The organism is Streptomyces sp. NPDC044704 (genome assembly GCF_056433525.1).
Window position 1 is genome coordinate 66,138 of sequence record NZ_JBWKGY010000013.1, and the last position, 19,707, is coordinate 85,844.

Annotated in this window: 16 protein-coding genes; 11 read left to right on the forward strand and 5 right to left on the reverse strand. The window is 71.4% G+C overall.

Annotation, left to right across the window (positions count from 1 at the left end; all coding sequences use genetic code 11):
- Nucleotides 1–24 precede the first annotated feature (24 nt).
- Entirely contained in the window at nucleotides 25–1,089 is a 1,065-nt protein-coding gene (gene hemE, locus AC07B0_RS27750) for a uroporphyrinogen decarboxylase (protein ID WP_356878042.1), read from the reverse strand.
- A gap of 91 nt (nucleotides 1,090–1,180) precedes the next feature.
- On the opposite strand from hemE, the gene AC07B0_RS27755 reads away from it, so the two are divergent.
- The 6 genes from AC07B0_RS27755 (at nucleotide 1,181) to AC07B0_RS27780 (ending at nucleotide 8,581) form a co-directional block, all read left to right on the forward strand.
- Nucleotides 1,181–1,837 (forward strand): DUF3000 domain-containing protein, encoded by a 657-nt coding sequence (locus AC07B0_RS27755; protein ID WP_356878043.1) that lies wholly within the window; start codon nucleotides 1,181–1,183, stop codon nucleotides 1,835–1,837.
- A gap of 276 nt (nucleotides 1,838–2,113) precedes the next feature.
- Nucleotides 2,114–2,776 (forward strand): helix-turn-helix transcriptional regulator, encoded by a 663-nt coding sequence (locus AC07B0_RS27760; RefSeq protein WP_007267191.1) that lies wholly within the window; start codon nucleotides 2,114–2,116, stop codon nucleotides 2,774–2,776.
- Between the two features lie 135 nt (nucleotides 2,777–2,911).
- Nucleotides 2,912–4,192, forward strand: a complete 1,281-nt coding sequence (locus tag AC07B0_RS27765) for a ribonuclease D (protein ID WP_356878044.1) — start codon at nucleotides 2,912–2,914, stop codon at nucleotides 4,190–4,192.
- A gap of 158 nt (nucleotides 4,193–4,350) precedes the next feature.
- Nucleotides 4,351–5,091: a ferritin-like domain-containing protein gene (locus tag AC07B0_RS27770; RefSeq protein ID WP_469379299.1), complete on the forward strand. Its 741-nt coding sequence runs from the start codon at nucleotides 4,351–4,353 to the stop codon at nucleotides 5,089–5,091.
- Between the two features lie 137 nt (nucleotides 5,092–5,228).
- Nucleotides 5,229–6,455, forward strand: a complete 1,227-nt coding sequence (locus tag AC07B0_RS27775; protein ID WP_478899138.1) for a thiolase family protein — start codon at nucleotides 5,229–5,231, stop codon at nucleotides 6,453–6,455.
- Nucleotides 6,452–8,581 carry a 3-hydroxyacyl-CoA dehydrogenase NAD-binding domain-containing protein gene (locus tag AC07B0_RS27780; RefSeq protein WP_478899139.1) on the forward strand — a complete coding sequence of 710 codons (2,130 nt, stop codon included), beginning with the start codon at nucleotides 6,452–6,454 and terminating at the stop codon, nucleotides 8,579–8,581. Before AC07B0_RS27775 ends, AC07B0_RS27780 begins: the two co-directional genes overlap by 4 nt.
- A gap of 75 nt (nucleotides 8,582–8,656) precedes the next feature.
- On the opposite strand, the gene AC07B0_RS27785 is transcribed toward AC07B0_RS27780, so the two are convergent.
- Together AC07B0_RS27785 and AC07B0_RS27790 are read right to left on the reverse strand one after the other, a co-directional pair.
- Nucleotides 8,657–10,396 (reverse strand): polysialyltransferase family glycosyltransferase, encoded by a 1,740-nt coding sequence (locus tag AC07B0_RS27785; RefSeq protein WP_469379302.1) that lies wholly within the window; start codon nucleotides 10,394–10,396, stop codon nucleotides 8,657–8,659.
- Nucleotides 10,393–11,370, reverse strand: coding sequence for a glycosyltransferase family 2 protein (locus AC07B0_RS27790; protein WP_478899140.1), 978 nt, complete (start codon nucleotides 11,368–11,370; stop codon nucleotides 10,393–10,395). Before AC07B0_RS27790 ends, AC07B0_RS27785 begins: the two co-directional genes overlap by 4 nt.
- A 308-nt stretch (nucleotides 11,371–11,678) precedes the next feature.
- Between AC07B0_RS27790 and AC07B0_RS27795 the strand changes: the two genes are divergently transcribed.
- From AC07B0_RS27795 to AC07B0_RS27810, 4 genes are read left to right on the forward strand one after another with little or no spacing between them, the layout of a single operon-like run.
- Nucleotides 11,679–12,953 (forward strand): DUF6716 putative glycosyltransferase, encoded by a 1,275-nt coding sequence (locus AC07B0_RS27795; protein ID WP_469379304.1) that lies wholly within the window; start codon nucleotides 11,679–11,681, stop codon nucleotides 12,951–12,953.
- A 47-nt stretch (nucleotides 12,954–13,000) separates the two neighbouring features.
- Nucleotides 13,001–13,759, forward strand: a complete 759-nt coding sequence (locus tag AC07B0_RS27800; protein WP_467296967.1) for an acylneuraminate cytidylyltransferase family protein — start codon at nucleotides 13,001–13,003, stop codon at nucleotides 13,757–13,759.
- A gap of 3 nt (nucleotides 13,760–13,762) precedes the next feature.
- Entirely contained in the window at nucleotides 13,763–14,683 is a 921-nt protein-coding gene (locus AC07B0_RS27805; protein WP_356878052.1) for an N-acetylneuraminate synthase family protein, read from the forward strand.
- Nucleotides 14,680–15,741, forward strand: coding sequence for a hypothetical protein (locus tag AC07B0_RS27810; protein WP_356878053.1), 1,062 nt, complete (start codon nucleotides 14,680–14,682; stop codon nucleotides 15,739–15,741). The genes AC07B0_RS27805 and AC07B0_RS27810 overlap by 4 nt, the downstream gene beginning before the upstream one ends.
- Here AC07B0_RS27810 and AC07B0_RS27815 read toward each other — a convergent pair.
- A complete protein-coding gene (locus AC07B0_RS27815) occupies nucleotides 15,715–16,857 on the reverse strand; it encodes a PLL family lectin (RefSeq protein ID WP_356878054.1) in 1,143 nt (380 codons plus the stop codon). The two genes, AC07B0_RS27810 and AC07B0_RS27815, sit on opposite strands and share 27 nt — an antisense overlap.
- A gap of 133 nt (nucleotides 16,858–16,990) precedes the next feature.
- On the opposite strand from AC07B0_RS27815, the gene AC07B0_RS27820 reads away from it, so the two are divergent.
- The gene (locus AC07B0_RS27820; RefSeq protein ID WP_356878055.1) at nucleotides 16,991–18,139 is read left to right on the forward strand and encodes an LCP family protein; all 1,149 of its coding nucleotides are present in this window, start codon (nucleotides 16,991–16,993) and stop codon (nucleotides 18,137–18,139) included.
- Between the two features lie 43 nt (nucleotides 18,140–18,182).
- Here the strand turns inward: AC07B0_RS27820 and AC07B0_RS27825 are convergent, their stop codons facing one another.
- Nucleotides 18,183–19,679, reverse strand: a complete 1,497-nt coding sequence (locus AC07B0_RS27825) for an amino acid permease (RefSeq protein WP_356878056.1) — start codon at nucleotides 19,677–19,679, stop codon at nucleotides 18,183–18,185.
- Nucleotides 19,680–19,707 lie beyond the last annotated feature (28 nt).

A 19,707-nucleotide genomic window follows, 5' to 3' on the forward strand; every position in this document is an offset into this window, starting at 1 on the left:
CCCCTGGTGGGGGGCGGCGGGGTGTCAGCGGGCCGTCCTGGTGTGGACGTGCTCCACGAGGCGGGTCAGCGCGTCCGGGTCCGTGGTCGGCAGGACGCCGTGGCCGAGGTTGAAGACGTGGCCCTCCAGGCCCGCCGCGGCCGCGAGGACCTCGTCGGTCTTGGCCCGGACGGCCTCGGGGGTGGAGAAGAGCACCGCCGGGTCCAGGTTGCCCTGGAGCGCCTTGCCGGGGCCGACGCGGCGGACGGCCTCGTCCAGCGGGACCCGGTAGTCGACGCCCATGACGTCCGCGCCGGCCTCGCCCATGAGGCCGAGGAGCTCGCCCGTGCCCACGCCGAAGTGGATGCGCGGGACCCCGTACGAGGCGACGGACTCCAGGACCTTCGCCGACGCGGGCATCACCGAGCGGCGGTAGTCCGCCGGGGCCAGGGCGCCCACCCAGGAGTCGAAGAGCTGGACGGCGGAGGCGCCGGCCTCGATCTGGACCTTGAGGAAGGCGGAGGTGATCTCCGCGAGGCGGTCCAGCAGGTCCGCCCACAGCTCCGGGTCCCCGTACATCAGGGCCTTGGTGTGCTCGTGGTTCTTGGACGGTCCGCCCTCGACGAGGTAGCTCGCGAGGGTGAACGGCGCGCCGGCGAAACCGATCAACGGCGTGGAGCCCAGTTCACCCGTGAGCATGCCGATCGCCTCGGTGACGTAGGTGACGTCCTCCGGGGTGAGGTCGCGCAGCTGTGCGAGGTCCTCGCGGCGGCGGATCGGCTGGGCGACGACCGGGCCGATGCCCGGCTTGATGTCCAGGTCGACGCCGATGGCCTTGAGCGGGACGACGATGTCGGAGAAGAAGATCGCCGCGTCCACCTTGTGGCGCCGCACGGGCTGCAGGGTGATCTCCGTGACCAGGTCGGGGCGCATGCAGGACTCCAGCATGGCCGTGCCTTCGCGCACCTTGCGGTACTCCGGGAGCGAGCGCCCCGCCTGCCGCATGAACCACACGGGCGTGTGCGGGACCGGTTCCCGCCGGCACGCCTTCAGGAAGGCGGAATCGTACGTCTGACTCGGCGGGCCCGCGGGGCGGTGGTTGGCACTCACGACCCGAATCTTCGCACGTATGAAGAAGTGCCCGGCCCGGCGCGGGTGTCCCTGCGCCGTACGGGCGCTCGTTCCGCCTAGTCTTCCCGGCATGGCTGCGGCTCAGGGACGATTTTCAGATGGCGCTGACGGTGTGGACAGCGCGAAGGAGAGCTCCGTCCCGCTCCCGTTCCGGCGGGCGGTCGAGGGCTTGAGGAAGGCGCGGCTGCGCCCGGGCATCGAGATCGACCCGACGAAGCCGCCGCAGAGACTGGCGCCGTACGCCTACGCCCTGGAGGCGGCGGTCGTCGACGGCGAGGACGATCTGGCCGACGGCCGGCTGATCCTGCTGCACGACCCCTCCGGGCACGACGCCTGGCACGGGACCTTCCGCCTGGTGACGCTCGTACGGGCGGAACTGGAGCCGGAGATGGCCGCGGACCCGCTCCTCCCGGAGGTGTGCTGGTCCTGGCTGACCGGCGCGCTGGACGCGCGCGGGCTGACGTACGGGGAGCCGAGCGGGACGGTGACCATGGCGAGCTCCCACTACTTCGGGGGGCTCTCGGAGCGGCGGCCCGCGACCCAGATCGAGATCAGGGCCTCCTGGACGCCCCGGGAGGGGGTGGGAGGGGTGCCGGACACCTCGGCCCACCTGTCCGCCTGGTGCGAGCTGCTGTGCCAGATCGCGGGGCTGCCCCCGGTCGGGCCGACGGACACCGTCACGGGCGTGGTGTCCCTGCCACAGCGGCGCGGTCCGCACCACCCGTAGCCGAGGTACCCGGCGGGGCCGTCCGGCCGCACGCGCGCGCCGCGAACGGCCGGCCGGGTCCGTCACGGAGTGTCAGAACAGCGCATCCGTTGCGGGCTTCTGATCACCCACTGATCGATCGTGCGTCCGAATTGCCCGAATTGTTACTCACTAAATCGTGATCATTCCCTAAAGCCGGGCGGGTGACGTGCCGAAGGAGTCAGTGACCATCCGCACGGTTCGCACCGGCTTCCTTCCCCGAGCCGGCCCGTCCCGCCACTCCCCCAGGAGGCCTAGGTGTCCGTTCTTCTCGAGCAGCCCGCAAGCCTGGTCGCCTACCGCCCGAACAAGCCGACGGCTATGGTCGTCGTGGCCGACCCGCGCGTCCGCTCCACCGTGACCCGCCACCTGTGGGCCCTCGGAGTCCGTGACGTGATCGAGGCGTCGTCCATCGCGGAGGCCCGCCCCCGCGTCGGCAGCCCGCGCGACATCTGCGTGGCCGACGTACACCTGCCCGACGGTTCCGGTCTCACCCTGCTCTCCGAGACCCGGGCCGCCGGCTGGCCGAACGGCCTGGCCCTGTCCGCCGCCGACGACATCGGCGCCGTGCGCAACGCCCTCGCGGGCGGAGTGAAGGGCTACGTCGTCACCGGTACGCGCACCAACATCGGGCTCCCCACCAGGCCCGGCGCCGCCCCCATCGGTGCCGCCGCCGCCCGCATGCACCGCCGCCCCCCGGGTGCCCCGAGCCACCCGGGCGGCTACCGAGAGCTCTCCGGCCGCGAGGTCGAGGTCCTGCGCCTCGTCGCGGAGGGCCAGTCCAACAAGGCCATCGGCGTCTCGATGGGCCTGTCCGCCCTCACCGTCAAGTCCCACCTCGCCCGGATCGCCCGCAAGCTGGGCACCGGCGACCGGGCCGGGATGGTCGCCGTCGCCCTGCGGACCGGGATCATCCACTAGGGAGTCTCCCGTGCCGGCCGGAGACCTCCGGGAGAACCGCCGGCGAACCCCGGGAACCGCCCGCCCCTCCCCCTCGCGCCCGTCGACGGAACGTTCCGGCGACGGGCGCGTCACATCCACGGATACCCTTGACCGGTGACCGACGCCCAAGAGACCGCAGCAGACCTGCGCACCACCACCGGGGGCGGCCCCCCGGACGACACGGTTTCGTCCGACGGGCTGCCGACCCCCTTGCTGGAGCCCCGCGAGGGCATTCCCCCGGTCGCGGCCGACGCGGACGCCCTCGCCCGGGTGGTCGCGGCCTTCGCGGCCGGTACCGGGCCCGTGGCGGTCGACGCCGAACGCGCCTCCGGATACCGCTACGGCCAGCGCGCCTACCTGGTGCAGCTGCGCCGCGAAGGCGCCGGCTCCGCGCTGATCGACCCCGTCGGGTGCCCCGACCTCTCCTCGCTGGGCGAGGCCCTGTCCGGCACCGAGTGGATCCTGCACGCCGCCACCCAGGACCTGCCGTGCCTGCGCGAAATAGGCATGACGCCCACCTCCCTGTTCGACACCGAGCTCGCCGGCCGGCTCGCCGGCTTCCCCCGGGTCGGACTCGGCGCGATGGTCGAGAGCGTGCTCGGCTACGTGCTGGAGAAGGGCCACTCCGCCGTCGACTGGTCCACCCGCCCGCTTCCGGAGCCGTGGCTGCGCTACGCCGCCCTGGACGTGGAGCTGCTGGTGGACCTGCGGGACGCGCTGGAGAAGGAGCTGGACCGCCAGGGCAAGCTGGAGTGGGCCCACCAGGAGTTCGACGCCATCGCCTCCGCCCCGCCCGCCCCGCCGCGCAAGGACCCGTGGCGCCGCACCTCCGGGATGCACAAGGTGCGCCGGCGCCGGCAGATGGCCGTCGTACGGGAACTGTGGGAGTCCCGCGACCGGATCGCCCAGCGCCGGGACGTGTCGCCCGGCAAGGTGCTGGGTGACGCGGCGATCGTCGAGGCGGCCCTGGCCCTTCCGGCGAACGTGCACGCGCTCTCGGCCCTGCCCGGGTACGGACAGCGGATGGGCCGGCGTCAGCTGGACCAGTGGATGGCCGCCGTGGACCGGGCGAAGGCACTGCCCGAGAACGAGCTGCCGCAGCCCGGCGCCACTCCGGCGGGTCCGCCGCCGCCGCGTTCCTGGGCGGACAAGGACCCGGCCGCCGCGGCCCGGCTGTCGGCCGCCCGAACGGCCGTCTCGGCGCTCGCCGAGGGGCTGAACCTGCCGCAGGAGAACCTGATCACCCCGGACACGGTGCGCCGGCTGTGCTGGGAGCCGCCGCAGCGGCTGGACGCCGCCTCGGTGGGCGACGCCCTCGCCGGCCACGGCGCCCGCCCCTGGCAGATCGAGCAGGTCACGGCGGCCCTGGTGACGGCCCTCGCGGCCACCGCCTGATCCCGCACGTCCCGTCGCCCACGCGAACCCCCGGCCCCCGGCCGGGGGTTCTCCGTTTTCCGGCGCGGCGCCGCGGTCCCGCCGGCCGCCCCTTCTGTTACGCGGCCATGACACACAAGGCCTTTTGAACACGCTCAACAATCGCTAGTTTCTTGAACATGATCAAAACCGGGTACGCGGCATGGGTGGACGAGTTCGAGGCCGAGCGGGAGCGCCGCGCGGCGCTGGGAGATCCCGACTGGGGGCACGGCGCGCGGCTGCCCGCCGAGATCGTCCGCAGCGTCCAGAAGTTCCAGGTGGGCGAGGACGGCGACGGCTCGGCCCTGACCGGCAAGGCGGAGCGCGCGGGCGACACCACGTACGCGGCGGCGGTGCGGCTGTTCGTCGCCGAGGAGCAGAACCACGCCCGGATGCTGGCGCTGCTGCTGGCCGCCGGCGGCGCGGGGACCCTGGACGGGCACTGGAGCGACGCCGCGTTCGTCCGGCTGCGCCGGCTGATGGGCCTGAAGCTGGAGCTGCTCGTGCTGATGGTCGCCGAGGTGGTGTCCCTGCGGTACTACCGGGCCCTGCGCGACGGCAGTCCCGATCCGCTGGCCTCGGAGGTGGCGCGCCGGCTGCTGGCCGACGAGGAGCGGCACGTCCCCTTCCACTGCCGGCGCCTGAACGAGGGGCTGGCCCCGCTCCCCCGGCCCGTGCGGCGCGCGGTGACCGCCGGGTGGCGGGGGCTGCTCGCGGGGGCGGCCGTCGTGGTGGCCGTCGACCACGGCCCGGCGCTGCGCGCGCTGGGGGTCGGCCGCCGGGCCTTCGTCGCGGACGTGCTGCGTTCCTCGGGGGTCATGGCCTCGGCGATGGCCGACGGGCCGGTTCCGGAGCCGGTGGCGGGACGCCTGGCAGTGTGACCTTCGCCGCTCCTCGGGGAGGGGGTGTGCACATTGGTTACCCACAAGTAGCATGGGCCGGGTGAGCGGGCGCTCAGGACCACGTCCCGGGCCGCCCCCGCGCAGCAGTGCACACCCGCACCTGGAGGAGAGCCAACGTGCCTCGTACCGTCAGGGACGTCGTCTTCGTCGACGGCGTCCGCACCCCGTTCGGCAAGGCGGGCCCGAAGGGCATCTACAACGAGACCCGCGCCGACGATCTCGTCGTCAAGGCGATCCGGGAGCTGCTGCGCCGCAACCCGGACCTGGACCCCGCGAAGATCGACGAGGTCGCCATCGCCGCGACCACGCAGATCGGCGACCAGGGCCTGACGCTGGGCCGCACGGCCGGAATCCTCGCGGGCCTCCCGCAGTCCGTCCCGGGCTACTCCATCGACCGCATGTGCGCCGGCGCGCTGACCGCCGTGACCGCCGTCGCGGGCGGTGTGGCCTTCGGTGCCTACGACGTCGCCCTCGCCGGCGGTGTCGAGCACATGGGCCGTCACCCCATGGGCGAGGGCGTCGACCCGAACCCGCGCTTCGTCTCCGAGAAGCTGGTCGACGAGTCCGCCCTGTTCATGGGCATGACCGCCGAGAACCTGCACGACCGGTACCCGGCGATCACCAAGCTCCGCACCGACGAGTACGCCGTGCGCTCGCAGGAGAAGGCCGCCAAGGCGTACGCCGACGGCAAGATCCAGCAGGACCTGGTCCCGATCTCGGTGCGCAACACCAACGAGGCGGCCGGTGAGACGGGCTGGGGCCTGGTCACCACCGACGAGCCGATGCGCCCGGGCACCACGCTGGAGAACCTGGCCGGCCTGAAGACCCCGTTCCGTACGCACGGCCGGGTCACCGCGGGCAACGCCGCCGGTCTCAACGACGGTGCCACCGCCGCGATCATCGCGTCCGAGGACTTCGCCCGCGAGAACAACCTCCCGGTCAAGATGCGCCTGGTCGCGTACTCCTTCGCCGGTGTCGAGCCGGAGGTCATGGGCTACGGCCCGATCCCCGCCACCGAGAAGGCCCTCGCGCAGGCCGGTCTGTCCATCGAGGACATCGGTCTCTTCGAGATCAACGAAGCCTTCGCCGTGCAGGTGCTCGCCTTCCTGGAGCACTACGGCATCGCCGACGACGACGCCCGCGTGAACCAGTACGGCGGCGCCATCGCGTTCGGCCACCCGCTCGCCTCCTCCGGCGTCCGTCTGATGACGCAGCTGGCCCGCCAGTTCGAGGAGCAGCCGCACGTCCGCTACGGCCTGACCACCATGTGCGTCGGCTTCGGCATGGGCGCCACGGTCATCTGGGAGAACCCGAACTTCAACGCCGAGGGAGACTCCAAGTGAGCACCACCGCTGAGCTCCTGAAGGGCGCGGCCGAGCTGTTCCCGGACGAGGTCGTCACGTCCGCGCACGTCCGTCACCTGGACCTGCCGTTCGGCGCCGGGCGCTTCGCGCTCGTCACGCTGGACAACGGCTTCGACCACACCAAGCCGACCACCTTCGGTCCGCAGTCCCTCGCCAACCTGAACGCGGCGATCGACCAGGTCGAGCAGGAGGCCCTCGCGGGCTCCATCGTCGGCGCGGGCATCACCGGCAAGCCGTTCATCTTCGCGGTCGGCGCCGACCTCAAGGGCGTCGAGCTGCTGAAGCAGCACGACGAGGCGCTCGCCATCGGCAAGGGCGGTCACGACGTCTTCAAGCGCCTCTCGGCGCTGGCCGTCCCGACCTTCGCGTACTACAACGGCGCGGCGATGGGCGGTGGCGTCGAGGTCGGTCTGCACTGCACCTACCGCACCGTCTCCAAGGCCATCCCCGCCTTCTCGCTGCCCGAGGTCTTCCTCGGCCTGGTTCCCGGCTGGGGCGGCTGCGCCCTCCTGCCGAACCTGATCGGCGCGGAGCGCGCGGTCTCGGTGATCATCGAGAACTCGCTCAACCAGAACCGCCAGCTCAAGGGCAAGCAGGTCTTCGAGCTCGGCATCGCCGACGCCTTGTTCGAGGGTGCGGACTTCCTGGAGCAGTCGCTCCTGTGGACCGCGAACGTCCTGAACGGCACCACCGAGGTCGTCCGCGACGAGATCGACCGCGGCGAGGCCTGGGACGCGGCCGTCGCCAAGGGCCGCTTCATCGCGGACTCCAAGGTGCACGGCGCCGCTCCGGCCGCCTACCGCGCGCTGGACATCATCGCCGCGGCCAAGGACGGCGACCTCCAGGCCGGTTTCGACGCCGAGGACACCGCGCTGGCGGACCTCATCATGGGCGGCGAGCTGCGCTCGGGCATCTACGCCTTCAACCTGGTCCAGAAGCGCGCCAAGCGCCCGGCCGGTGCCCCGGACAAGTCGCTGGCCCGTCCGGTCACCAAGGTCGGCGTCGTCGGCGCGGGCCTGATGGCCTCGCAGCTGGCGCTGCTGTTCCTGCGCCGCCTGGAGGTGCCGGTGGTCCTCACCGACATCGACCAGGAGCGCGTGGACAAGGGCGTGGGCTACGTCCACGCCGAGATCCAGAAGCTGCTCGGCAAGGGCCGCATCAACCAGGACAAGGCCAACCGCCTGACCGCCCTGGTGAGCGGTGTCCTGGACAAGGCCGAGGGCTTCGCGGACGCGGACTTCATCATCGAGGCCGTGTTCGAGGAGATGTCCGTCAAGCAGAAGGTGTTCGCGGAGGTCGAGGCGGTCGCCCCGGCGCACGCGATCCTCGCCACCAACACCTCCTCGCTGTCGGTGTCGGAGATGGCCTCCAAGCTCCAGCACCCGGAGCGCGTGGTCGGCTTCCACTTCTTCAACCCGGTCGCGATCCTCCCGCTGCTGGAGATCGTCCGCGGTGAGCAGACCGACGACGCCTCGCTGGCCACGGCCTTCGGTGTCGCCAAGAAGCTGAAGAAGACCGCGGTCCTCACCAAGGACGCCCCGGCGTTCGTCGTGAACCGCATCCTGACGCGCTTCATGGGCGAGATCCAGAACGTCATCGACGAGGGCACCCCGGTGGTCACGGCGGAGAAGGCCATCGAGCCGCTCGGCCTGCCGATGTCCCCGCTGGTGCTGCTGGAGCTCGTGGGACCGGCGATCGGTCTGCACGTCTCCGAGACCCTGAACCGCTCCTTCCCGGACCGCTTCACCGTCTCCCCGAACCTGGCGGCCGTGGTCAAGGCCGGCAAGCGCGGCTTCTACGTCTACGATTCCGGCAAGCCGGAGCTGGACCCCGAGGTCGCCGCTCTCCTGGTCCAGGGCGACGTCGTCCTGACCGAGGAGCAGGTCCGCGACCGCGTCCTGGACGCGGTGGCGCAGGAGATCGGCCTGATGCTGGAGGAGGGTGTCGTGGCCGAGGCCCAGGACATCGACCTCTGCCTCATCACCGGTGCCGGCTGGCCCTTCCACCTGGGCGGCGTGACGCCGTACCTGGACCGTGAGGGCGTCTCGGAGCGGGTGAACGGCAAGAAGTTCCTCGCCCCCGGCGTGGCGAGCGTCCCGGCGTAACGCCCCGGACGCAGGAAGGGCCCGTCCGCACCGTGTGCGGACGGGCCCTTCGCGTTCACTCGGACCGGCCGGGTGTCACTTGCGGCCCGTCCGGCCGTTCTTGACCAGGCGCTGGGCGGCGGGCGAGTCGGGGTTGACGCTCAGCGCCTTCCGGGCGGCCTGACGGCGCAGCTCGTCGCCGGGCTTGCCGAGTTTCGCGGCGGTCTCGGCGATCCGCAGCCACACCAGGGCGCGCCCGCTGCCGGCGGAGATCTCCACGGCGCGCTTCAGGCGCCGCTTGGCCTGGTCGGTCTCCTTGCGGCGGATGTGGGCCTGGGCCATGCCGATGAGCAGGTCGAGGTTCTCGTGTTCGGCGAGGAGGCGGGCGCCGACCTCCAGGACGCCCCGGTCGTCCTTGGCCTCGACGAGCGAGGCGAAGCCGCTGAGCGTGATGTCGGTGAAGGGGACGTCGTCCGCCTCGTTGCGGTCCCGGGCGCCGCGGAAGGTCCAGCCCTTGCCGCGCCGCCACTTCCAGGTGCGCGGGCCGGGCAGGTCCAGGCGGGTCCGGGTGCGCTCGTTGAAGTGCATGGACAGCTCGGGGCGGCCCTCCCACTGGTCGACGGCGGCCTCGACGTACTCCTCGGCCACCGGGCGCAGGAAGGCGTACCGCTTGGGCTGCATGCAGTAGCCGACGGCCTGGACGTACGGGGTGACCTCGGCCCGGATGTGCTCGACGTCCAGCACCCGGTCGGCCGGGGGTCCGGTCGGCGCCTCCAGGTCGGGCAGCAGGGCGTGGGTGAGGGTGGCGGGGATGCGGTTGCTGTTGGCGTACGGGCGCATCCTGCGGATGACCTCCAGCGCGCCGATCTGCGCGACGGGGATGCCGTAGAGCGCGCGGGCGGTGAACAGGCCGGTGGAGAAGCAGCCGATCACCTGGCGGGGGTTCAGGTACGCGAAGACCGTCTCGGCGAGGACGGGCACGTCCAGGACGAGGAAGGGGACCCCCGCTTCCCGGGCGGCGAGGCCGAGGGTGTCGGCGAGGCTGGAGGGGGCGCTGGGGTGCGGTTTGAAGATCACCGAGGTGTAGCCGAGCCGGAGGGCGTGGGTGAACATGCGCAGGTGCAGCTCCTCCTCTTCCTCCTCGGTGAGGATGCCCAGCGGGGAGAGGTACTGGCCGAGGAGGACGGCGGTATCGGGGCCGCGCCGGGCGAGCGCGGGCGGGATGACCCGGTCGAGGATCGGCCTGCACTCGTCGGTGACCTCCGCCATCAGTTTGAGGACGGCTCCGGTGTGGACGGGCTGCGAGGGGGTGCCGTACTCGGTGAGGAGCATGGGCAGCAGGGTGGGGACCAGGTCCAGGTACAGGACCTGCGCGATCCGGCCGTGGATCTGGCGCGGCAGGTCGTTGCGGGTGGGTCCGTAGCTCATCAGGCCGTCGGCGTAGACGGCCAGCGTGGCGTCCGAGAAGATCTTGCAGAGGGTCTGGGCGGGTTTGACCTGGATCGATTCGACGACGAGTTCCAGGGGGCCGGGCCGGATGCCCATCTTCTCGGCCATGACCGTGCGCCAGAGCGGGGCGTCCTCGTCGCGGGGGGCCCACAGCGCGGGGTGGAAGGGGTAGATCAGGTCGTTCCAGTAGACGACGCGGTGGAAGCGCGCGAGGACGGCCGCGGCGCCGGGCATGTGGTGCAGCGGGGTGGCGACCTCGGGGATCTCGACGTTGTTGCAGACGAGCAGGACGCGCTCGCGGTCGTCCTGGCCGAGCTGGCCGGCGTCGATGGCGGCGGCCACCGTCATGGCGCCGTAGAGGGTGGAGGCGGCGAATATCCGGGTCATCGGGCGGCGGCGCCCTGGTGCCGGGACAACAGTGCCCTGAGCTTGTTCACGCGTCCGGAGTCCATTCCCGCGAGAGTTCCTTCGAGGACGTCCTGGGGGAGGTCCCGCAGGATCTGGGCGCCGCGTTCCATGAGGAGCCCCCGCGTGACTTCCTCGTAGGACTCGGCGCGGTCCATGTGAATGACGATGAGGGCGCACAGAGTTCGCATCGCCTTGAACGACAGTTCATATCCGCGGGGGTGTTGCGCCAGCTCCTGGAAAATGAGCCGGAAGGCGGGGAGGAAGTCGAGCTGGCGCTCGTCCGGGGCCTTGGTGAGGGAAGTGGACACGTCACGGCGGTAGAAGATGCCGTGGAGGTCGACGACCCCGAAGGATGCGGTCCGCAGGTGCAGCTTGTAGAACCAGGGCCGGTCCTCGGCGGTCCTCAGCCTCTCGTCGAAGTACAGCGCGCCGGCGTCGAGGAGCCGGCGGCGGTCGTAGACGCCGGCCCAGGACTGCGGGTAGTCCATGAAGGTCGAGGCGTCGACGGGGCCTATGTAGTCCGCGGGATTCAGCGGGAGGGCCCGGGGGGCGAGCGGCGCCATGACGATCTTGCGTTTTCTGCCGTAGACGCGGACGTGGCCGGTGCGCAGGAAGTCGACGCCCGACTGGCTCATCCAGCCGACCAATTGCGCGAGGTATCCGGGCGCGTACCAGTCATCGCCGTCGAGAAAGGTGAAGAACCGTCCGCGGGCGGCCGCGAGGCCGATGTTCCGGGTGGCCGATATTCCCAGATTCTGCTGATTACTCATCAGTACGGCGCCGGGAATGCGCGGCACCATCTCGCGCAGGATCTCTGAGGTCCCGTCAGTGGATCCGTCGTCCACGACGATGAACTCGAAATCCTCCCGGGCATTCAGCACCAAGGACTTGAGCGCCGTCCGGCAGTAGTCGCGGACGTCACACATCGCGACGATTACCGAAAGGGTCACCATCGGAGGCACTCACCATCTCCCCATTTTCGACACACTTCCCCGCGAGGCCACCGGAAGGGCCGCCCGCACGACCCTCCAGTCTACGTTCAAGTAACAGGCCGCCATCATGACAGAACCACTCGGAAGCCCCGTACGGCCACCGCGGTGTGACGTACAACTCCCTTGCCCGCCGAGGCCTATTCGTGACACGTAAGGATCGGATCAGCATGTAAGGTCTAACGGACCGCGCGGCAATCCGCCCTGTGTCCGCGCCCAGCTGCGGCTATCCCGACGGCAGTTGGGCCCGACCGACCGACCAGGAATCACCAGTGCGCATCCACGTGCTCGCAGACTCCGACACCCGCTGGAAATGGGGGGCGGCACTGGCGGTGGGACTGGCTCCGGGCAGCGAGGTCCACGCCCACATGCTCCGCGGCCGCAGCACGCCGACGGCACGCCAGCTCGCGGAGGTCGGCATCACCCCCGCCTCCCTCACGGAAGCCACCCTCGCCGGGTTCGCGGCGGCACCCGAACTCGACGGCGCGGACCTGATCATCCTGGGCACCGTCGGCGGCGCGACGCACGCGGCGCTGCACGCGCTGGCCCGCCGCTTCCGCAACGCCCGGCGCCGGCCGATCCTCATGACCGGATACGTGGGCGTCGTCTACGAGAAAATGGCCGACGGACTGCTCCTGCGCGCGGGCGCCGACATCGTACTCGCCAACAGCCCTTTCGACCGGCGCCGGTTCACCGACATATACGAACCCCTGGGAATTCCCGCCTCCTGCATCGTCCAGACCGCACTCCCCTTTCTCGACCAGCGGCCCTACGACCCGAACCGCACCCACGCCCGGCACCCTTATACGGTGTGTTTCGCCGTCCAGCCCTCGGTACCCGCCGACCGAAACGGCCGCCTCTACCTGCTGCGCCGCGCGATATCCCACGCACGGCTGCGCCCGGGACGCGACGTACTCGTCAAACTCCGCAGCAGACCGGGCGAGGCGACCACCCACGTGGAAGCACACCACTACCAGGTCCTCGCCGAACAGCTCGAAGAACCCCTGCCCCCGAACCTGCATTTCGTGTACGGCAACATGTCGGAAACCCTGGACCGCACCGACCTGCTGGTGACGGTCAGTTCCACGGCCGCACTCGAATCGATGCACCGCGGCATGCCGACCGCGATCCTGAGTGATCTCGGCATACGCGAGATCCACGGGAACCACTATTTCGCCGCCTCCGGCTGCGTCACCGACTGGACGGCCATAGACGAGGGCGCGGCCCCTCTCGCCCACGAATCCTGGACAACTGACCAAGGAATTCGATCCGATGATCCCTACGCGGAACTCCGGGCCCGGATCGATGAATTGTGGGGCATTCCGCTGCCGCCCGTGACCCCCTTCTACACGGCCGGCAGCGCCCCCGAATACGTCGGCACGCTGCTGCGCCGCAGGGGCCTCGACCCCGACGGCTCCCCCGGCGCCGGAGCCGTCACCCGCCGGGCCGGCCCGATGCGGCGCACCTCCCGCCGCGTACTGAAGGTCGCCTACCAGTTCGGCGTCCAGCGGGTCGCCCCGAAGATCCAGCAGTGGGGCGGCGTATGACCGGCCCCGCCCGCGCACCACACCCGGCACCCCCAGGGGAGAACCTCGTGAACGTCACCGCCGTCATACCCGCCCGGGGCGGCTCCAAGGGCATCCCCGGCAAGAACGTCGCGGAGGTCGGCGGAGTGCCCCTGGTCGCCCGGGCCGTCCTGGCCTGCCGCGCCGCCGCGCACGTCACCCGGGTCGTGGTGTCCACCGACGACGCGGCGATCGCCGCCGCGGCCCGCGCCGCCGGCGCCGAGATCGTCGAACGCCCCGCGGAACTGGGCTCCGACCGGGCCTCCAGCGAATCCGCGCTGCTGCACGCCCTGGACCGGCTGGAGGAGCGGCACGCGGAGCCCGTCGGCGTCCTGGTCTTCGTCCAGTGCACCAGCCCCTTCGTCACGGCCGAGGAAGTCGACGAGACCGTTCTGGCCGTCGTACGGGACGGCGCGGACTCCGCCTTCACCGCCGTGCCCTTCCACGGGTTCCTGTGGGGCACCGGGCCCGCCGCCGGGCCCGGGCACCGCGCGCACGGCGTCAACCACGACAGCGCCGTGCGCCAGCGCCGCCAGGACCGTACGCCCGAGTACCTGGAGTCGGGCGCCGTCTACGCCATGCGCGCCGACGGCTTCCGCCGGCACGGCCACCGCTTCTTCGGCCGGACCCAGCTCGTCCCCACGGCCCCCGAACGTGCCATCGAGATCGACGAGCCCGGCGACCTCGCCCGGGCCCGCGCCCTGGCCCCCCTCCTCGACGCGCCACAGCGCGCACCGCACGTACCGGCCCAGCCGGCACCCCCGCAGCACATCGGAAAGGAACTCTGAACAGTGGTACACAGCAGCCGCGTCCGCCGCATCGGAAACAAGGAGGTCGGCACGGGCCGGCCCACCTACGTGATCGGCGAGATCGGGATCAACCACAACGGCGAGCTCGCCAACGCCCTGGCGCTCGTCGACGCGGCCGCCGAGGCGGGCTGTGACGCCGTCAAGTTCCAGAAGCGCACCCCCGAGATATGCACCCCCCGCGACCAGTGGGACATCGAACGGGACACCCCCTGGGGCCGGATGACGTACATCGACTACCGCCACCGGGTGGAGTTCGGCGAGGACGAGTACCGCGCCATCGACGCGCACTGCGCCGAACGCGGCATCGCCTGGTTCGCCTCCCCCTGGGACACCGAGGCCGTCGCCTTCCTGGAGAAGTTCGACGTCCCCGCCCACAAGGTGGCCTCCGCCTCCCTCACCGACGACGAACTGCTCCTCGCCCTGCGCGCGACGGGCAAGACGGTCATCCTGTCCACCGGCATGTCCACGCCCCAGCAGATCCGGCACGCCGTGGAGGTGCTGGGCAGCGAGAACATCGTCCTGCTGCACGCCACCTCCACCTACCCGGCCAAGCCCGAGGAGCTGAACCTGCGGGTCATCAACAGCCTGGAGGCGGCGTACCCGAACGTCCCCGTCGGCTACTCCGGGCACGAGACGGGCCTGCAGACCACCGTCGCCGCCGTCGCCATGGGTGCCTGCGCCGTGGAACGGCACATCACCCTCGACCGTGCGATGTGGGGCTCCGACCAGGCCGCCTCCGTCGAACCGGGCGGCCTCACCCGCCTGGTGCGCGACATCCGGACCATCGAGACGGCCCTCGGCGACGGCGTCAAGCGCGTCTACGACTCCGAAATCGCTCCGATGAAGAAGCTCCGCCGCGTCCAGGGCGTCCTCGCCGCCGAGGGCGTGACGGCCTCGGCATGAGCGGCACCCTCGCCCTGGTGGAGAGCCCGGCTCAACTACTGAACGTCCTGGAGTGGGCCCACGTCCACCCGGGCGAGGCAGCGTCCCTCACCGTCGCCGTGCTCCAGCCGACGGATCCGCGCTCCCGGGCGCAGGTCCGCCGGCTGTGCCGGTTCGCTTCCCAGGCCCAGGTGGCGTGGCGGCGCTACGAGGTCCGCGCCGGCTACCTGGAGCGGGCCCAGGAGCTGCTCCGGCTCGGCCGGGCGGTCGCGGCAGCCGAACGCCTGGTGATCGGGGACCTGTTCTCCCGTACGATCCAGCTGCTGCTGCCGCGGTCCAAGGCCGGCGAGGTGGTCGTCGTGGACGACGGCACGGCCACCACGGAACTCGTCAGCCTGCTGACGTCCGGCCGGCAGCTGACCCGCTGGCACCAGGGCGGGGCGAGACCGTCCGCCAAGGGGGGCCCGGTGAACCGCTGGCTGGCCCGCGAGGGCCTGGCCCGCGCCACCTTCTTCACCTGCATGCCGGTCGAGGCCCCGCCGGGCACCGAGATCCGGGCCAACACGTACGCGTGGAGCCGCGAGACCTTCGGCCCGGTGCGGGTACGGGCCGGGGCCGACCTGGCGGGAAGTTCCCTCGTGGAGACCGGAGTCATCGACGAGGACCGGTACGTCGAGGCCGTCGCCTGGATCGCGGGCAGCCGCGGGGCGGGCCGGTACCTGGCCCACCGCAGGGAGGACCGGCCGAAACTGGACCGGATCGCCGCCGCCACCGGCATGGAGATCGTCCACCCCGAACTGCCCCTGGAACTGACCGCGTTGACCGAGCCCATCGGCCTGTCCGTGCTGACCTTCGCGTCCACCGTCGCCTACACCCTGCCCATCGTGCTGGCCGGTTCGCCGGTGCGGGTGGAGCTGTGCGAGATCGACGACGACTGGATCACCCCGGACACCGCGGAGCGTTCGGTGGACTTCCTGCGGAGGATCTCCGCACAGGCCGTGCTCCGGCACGGCCTGAAGAGCATCCCGCCGCAGGGGCGTGCCCGGCGGTCGTCAGAACCGCTGCCAGCGCCCCAGTGAGAGGGCCGAGCCGTCCTTCTGCCGGTTCACGAGGAGTTCGCCGCGGGCGCTGATCGTGGCGACGACCACCCTCCCGTGGCCGTCGACGGCGAGGGCCGGGGACTCCAGGCCCTCCTCGCCGATCTCGGTCCACCAGAGCCCGGCGGCCTCGTGCTCGGTGGGGTACGCGGCGAGTGCCGTACGGCCGCCGACGGTCCGGTGGGCCAGCACGGTGCAGTCGTGACCGTCGACCACGGCGCGGGCGGCGGCCACGGCCCCGGCGGCGGGCCCGCCGCCGAGGGCCAGTACGCCCGCGCCCTCGCGGTACGCGAACACGCCGCTGCCGTCCGCCGCGTGCCAGAAGTGGGTGACGCGGCCGGGGGCCGTCTCCAGGGTGGCGACCGAGCCGTCCTGGGCGAGGTACGCGATGTCCCCGGCCCGTCCGAGGGGGCTGCCCGGGCCGCTCTGGGCCCACAGCGAGATCCCCTTCTCGCCGGGGGCCGCGAACCAGACCCGGCCCTCGGCGGTGGAGGCGGCGCAGGTCCCTTCGAAGGTCTTGCTGCCGCGCAGGTCGTCCCAGGCCCCCCAGGCGCCCTTCTTGTCCTGGCGGCGTACGTGGATCCCGCGGCCGGCGTTGCGGACGAAGACGTGGGGTGCGCCCAGGGCGTCCACGGCGATGCTCGGCGGTCCGCCCCGGTGGGACATCTCCGGCTTGCGGTAGAGGGTGCCGAGCGATTCCCACGGGCCCAGCGGGCGGCCCGTCTGGTACTGCACCGCGTGGTGGTAGGTGACGGTGACGCCCTCGCCGTCGGGCGGCCGGTGCCGGCGCCGGCCCACGAAGTGGGCGTACCCGTCCGGTCCTTGGCCCACGGTGAGGTCGGTCAGGTCCGGTGCGGGGAACAGGTCGGGGCCGCTCCAGGCGGGGCCGCCGGGTGTCCGCTCGGTCCAGCGCAGCAGTCCGCCCTCGGTGCGCGCGTAGGCGGTGAGCCGTCCGTCCCGGCCGGCGAGGACCCAGCGGCCGGTGAGGGGGCCCAGGGCCACGGAATCCCAGTCACGTGCGGGGGCGGCTGCGGATCCCGGCGCGGGTGCGCGGTGGGCGGCCGATTTGCCTGCCTTGCGCGTGGATCGCGTTGCCATGGACCGCCAGCAACCCTTCCCCTTCACCACTCGAACGGATTCAGGATACCCCGGGGCCCTTCTGGCGCGTTCCTGCGCTTATCTTGTAGCCCGCGAGACTCCCGCACCCCGTTCGGAAGGCCGGTCCCCGGGCATGACTTCAGACAGCACCGCCACGACGACGCCGCAGGAGGGCCGGGCGGCCTCCGGGCGTGCGCCCCGCCCGCCCCGTTCGCGCGGCAGCCGGATCCGGCGGGTGCTGGCCTGGAGCGCGGCCGTGCTGGTCCTCGGCGCGGCCGGCACCGGCTGGTGGGTGTACAGCCACTTGAACGGGAACATCGACAGCGTCGACCTGAACCAGGCGATCGGCGCGGACAACCGTCCGCCGAAGGTGGTCGAGAACGCCCAGAACGTCCTCGTGCTCGGCTCGGACTCGCGGGCCGGGGCCAACGGCGACCTCGACCACGGCGACGTGAGCGGCGCCCGCTCCGACACCGCGATGCTGGTGCACATACCCGAGGGCCGGGCCAGGGCCACCGCGGTGAGCATCCCCCGCGACACCCTGATCTCCCGGCCCGAGTGCAAGGACAAGGACGGAAAAAACGTTCCTTCCGCCCAGCGGGTCATGTTCAACTCGGTCTACTCGCTGGCCGGCCCGGCCTGTGTGGTCAAGACCGTGGAGCAGCTGTCGGGGATCCGCGTGGACCACTTCGTCGAGGTCGACTTCGCGGGCTTCAAGGGGCTGGTGGACGCGCTCGGCGGGGTCACCGTCACCCTCGACCAGCCGATGACGGGCGCGAAGGGCGGTCTCAAGCTGGACGCGGGCACGCACCGGCTGGACGGCGCCGCCTCGCTGAAGTTCGTCCGGACCCGCTACGGCTACGGCGACGGCAGCGACCTCGGACGCATAGGCCTCCAGCAGCAGTTCATGCTCGCCATGCTGTCCGAGATCAAGAAGCAGGACGCCCTCGGCAACCCGGCCCGGCTCTACAAGCTCGCGGACGCCGGCACCAAGTCGCTGACCACCGACTCCGATCTGGCCTCGCTCACCGCGCTGTCCGACTTCGCGCAGAGCATGAAGGGCGTGGACCCGGCCACGATGGAGACCATCATGCTGCCCGTGGCCTACGACAAGGTGGACCGCAACCGGGTGGTCGTGGCCGAGCCACAGGCCTCCCAGCTGTGGGAGGCGCTGCGCACCGACCAGAAGGTCCCCGCCTCGGCGAAGGACTCCCCCGCCAAGGGCGGCGGCCCGGGCGCCAAGTCCCCGGCGCCCAAGCCGTCACCCTCCTCGTCCTCGTAGGGCAGGGCGCGGGCTCCGCCCGCCGGCCCGGCCCGTCGGCCCGTCAGAATTCCGCGTCGCGGCCCGTGCGGCCCAGCCGGCTGTGGCTGCGGCTGTAGAGGAAGTAGACGACGATGCCGATCGCCATCCAGATGCCGAAGCGGATCCAGGTCTCGGCGGGCAGGTTCAGCATCAGCCAGAGCGACGCCGCGATCGACACGATCGGGATGAACGGCACCCACGGGGTCCGGAAGGCCCGGTGCAGGTCGGGGCGGGTCCGACGCAAGATGATCACGCCGAGGGCGACGATCACGAAGGCGAACAGGGTGCCGATGTTCACCAGCTCCGCGAGCTTCTCCAGGCTGGTGAAGCCGGCGAGGACCGCGATGACCACACCGAGCAGGATGGTCGCCCGGTAGGGCGTGCGGTACTTGGGGTGGGTGACGGAGAAGACGCGCGGCAGCAGTCCGTCTCGGCTCATCGCGAAGAACACGCGGGTCTGTCCGAGGAGCAGGATCATGCACACCGTGATCAGCCCGACGGACGCGCCGAGGCTGATGGCGCCGGCGAAGAACGGCTGGTTGACGGATTTGAAGGCCTCGGCGAGCGGTGCCGTCGGTGACATCTCGGTGTATTTCTGCATGCCGGTGACGACCAGTGTGACGGCGACGTAGAGCACCGTGCAGATCACCAGCGAGCCGAGGATGCCGCGCGGCATGTCCCGCTGCGGGTTCCTGGTCTCCTCGGCCGCCGTCGCGACGACGTCGAAGCCGATGAAGGCGAAGAAGATCAGCGAGGCCGCGGTGAAGATGCCCATGACGCCGAAGTTGGTGGGCGCGTAGCCGAAGAGCAGCTGGACCAGTGGTGCGTGGAGGCCGCCTCCCGCTTCCTGCGGCTGCGCCGGCGGGACGAACGGGGAGTAGTTGTCGGCCTTGATGAAGAACAGGCCCGCGATGATGACCAGCATCACCACGGTGACCTTGATGGCGACGACGATCGCGGTGATCCTGGCCGACAGCTTCGTCCCGACGACCAGGACGGCGGTCAGCACCAGGATCAGCAGGAACGCCAGCAGGTCGAAGGTGCCGCCCGCATCGGGTCCGGACAGCGCGGTGGGCAGGTCCCAGCCCAGGTTGGTGTGCATGAGGTGGCGCACGTACCCGGACCAGCCGACCGCCACCACGGCGGTGCCCAGCGCGAACTCCAGCACCAGGTCCCATCCGATGATCCAGGCGGGCAGCTCGCCGATGGAGGCGTACGCGAAGGTGTACGCCGACCCGGCCACGGGCACCGTGGACGCGAACTCCGCGTAGCACAGGGCCGCGAGGGCGCAGACGACGCCCGCCACCACGAAGGAGAGCGCGGTGGCGGGTCCGGCGTTGTTCCGGGCTGCGATACCCGTGAGGACGAAGATGCCCGTGCCGATGATGACACCGACACCGAAGACCGTCAGGTCCCAGGCCGAGAGCGATTTGCGGAGCGCGTGTTCCGGCTCCTCCGTGTCCCGGATCGACTGCTCGACCGATTTGGTGCGGAAAGGATTGTTCAGATCCGTACTCACCGACGCACCTCCGAACAGGTGGCGTACG

What these genes read in the sequence shown, in the direction of transcription:
- AC07B0_RS27755 (WP_356878043.1), top strand. Translation starts at nt 1,181, where the DNA reads ATGGCTGCGGCTCAGGGACGATTTTCAGATGGCGCTGACGGTGTGGAC.
- AC07B0_RS27770 (WP_469379299.1), top strand. Translation starts at nt 4,351, where the DNA reads ATGATCAAAACCGGGTACGCGGCATGGGTGGACGAGTTCGAGGCCGAG.
- AC07B0_RS27785 (WP_469379302.1), bottom strand. Translation starts at nt 10,396, where the DNA reads ATGACCCGGATATTCGCCGCCTCCACCCTCTACGGCGCCATGACGGTG.
- AC07B0_RS27790 (WP_478899140.1), bottom strand. Translation starts at nt 11,370, where the DNA reads ATGGTGACCCTTTCGGTAATCGTCGCGATGTGTGACGTCCGCGACTAC.
- AC07B0_RS27810 (WP_356878053.1), top strand. Translation starts at nt 14,680, where the DNA reads ATGAGCGGCACCCTCGCCCTGGTGGAGAGCCCGGCTCAACTACTGAAC.
- AC07B0_RS27815 (WP_356878054.1), bottom strand. Translation starts at nt 16,857, where the DNA reads ATGGCAACGCGATCCACGCGCAAGGCAGGCAAATCGGCCGCCCACCGC.
- AC07B0_RS27820 (WP_356878055.1), top strand. Translation starts at nt 16,991, where the DNA reads ATGACTTCAGACAGCACCGCCACGACGACGCCGCAGGAGGGCCGGGCG.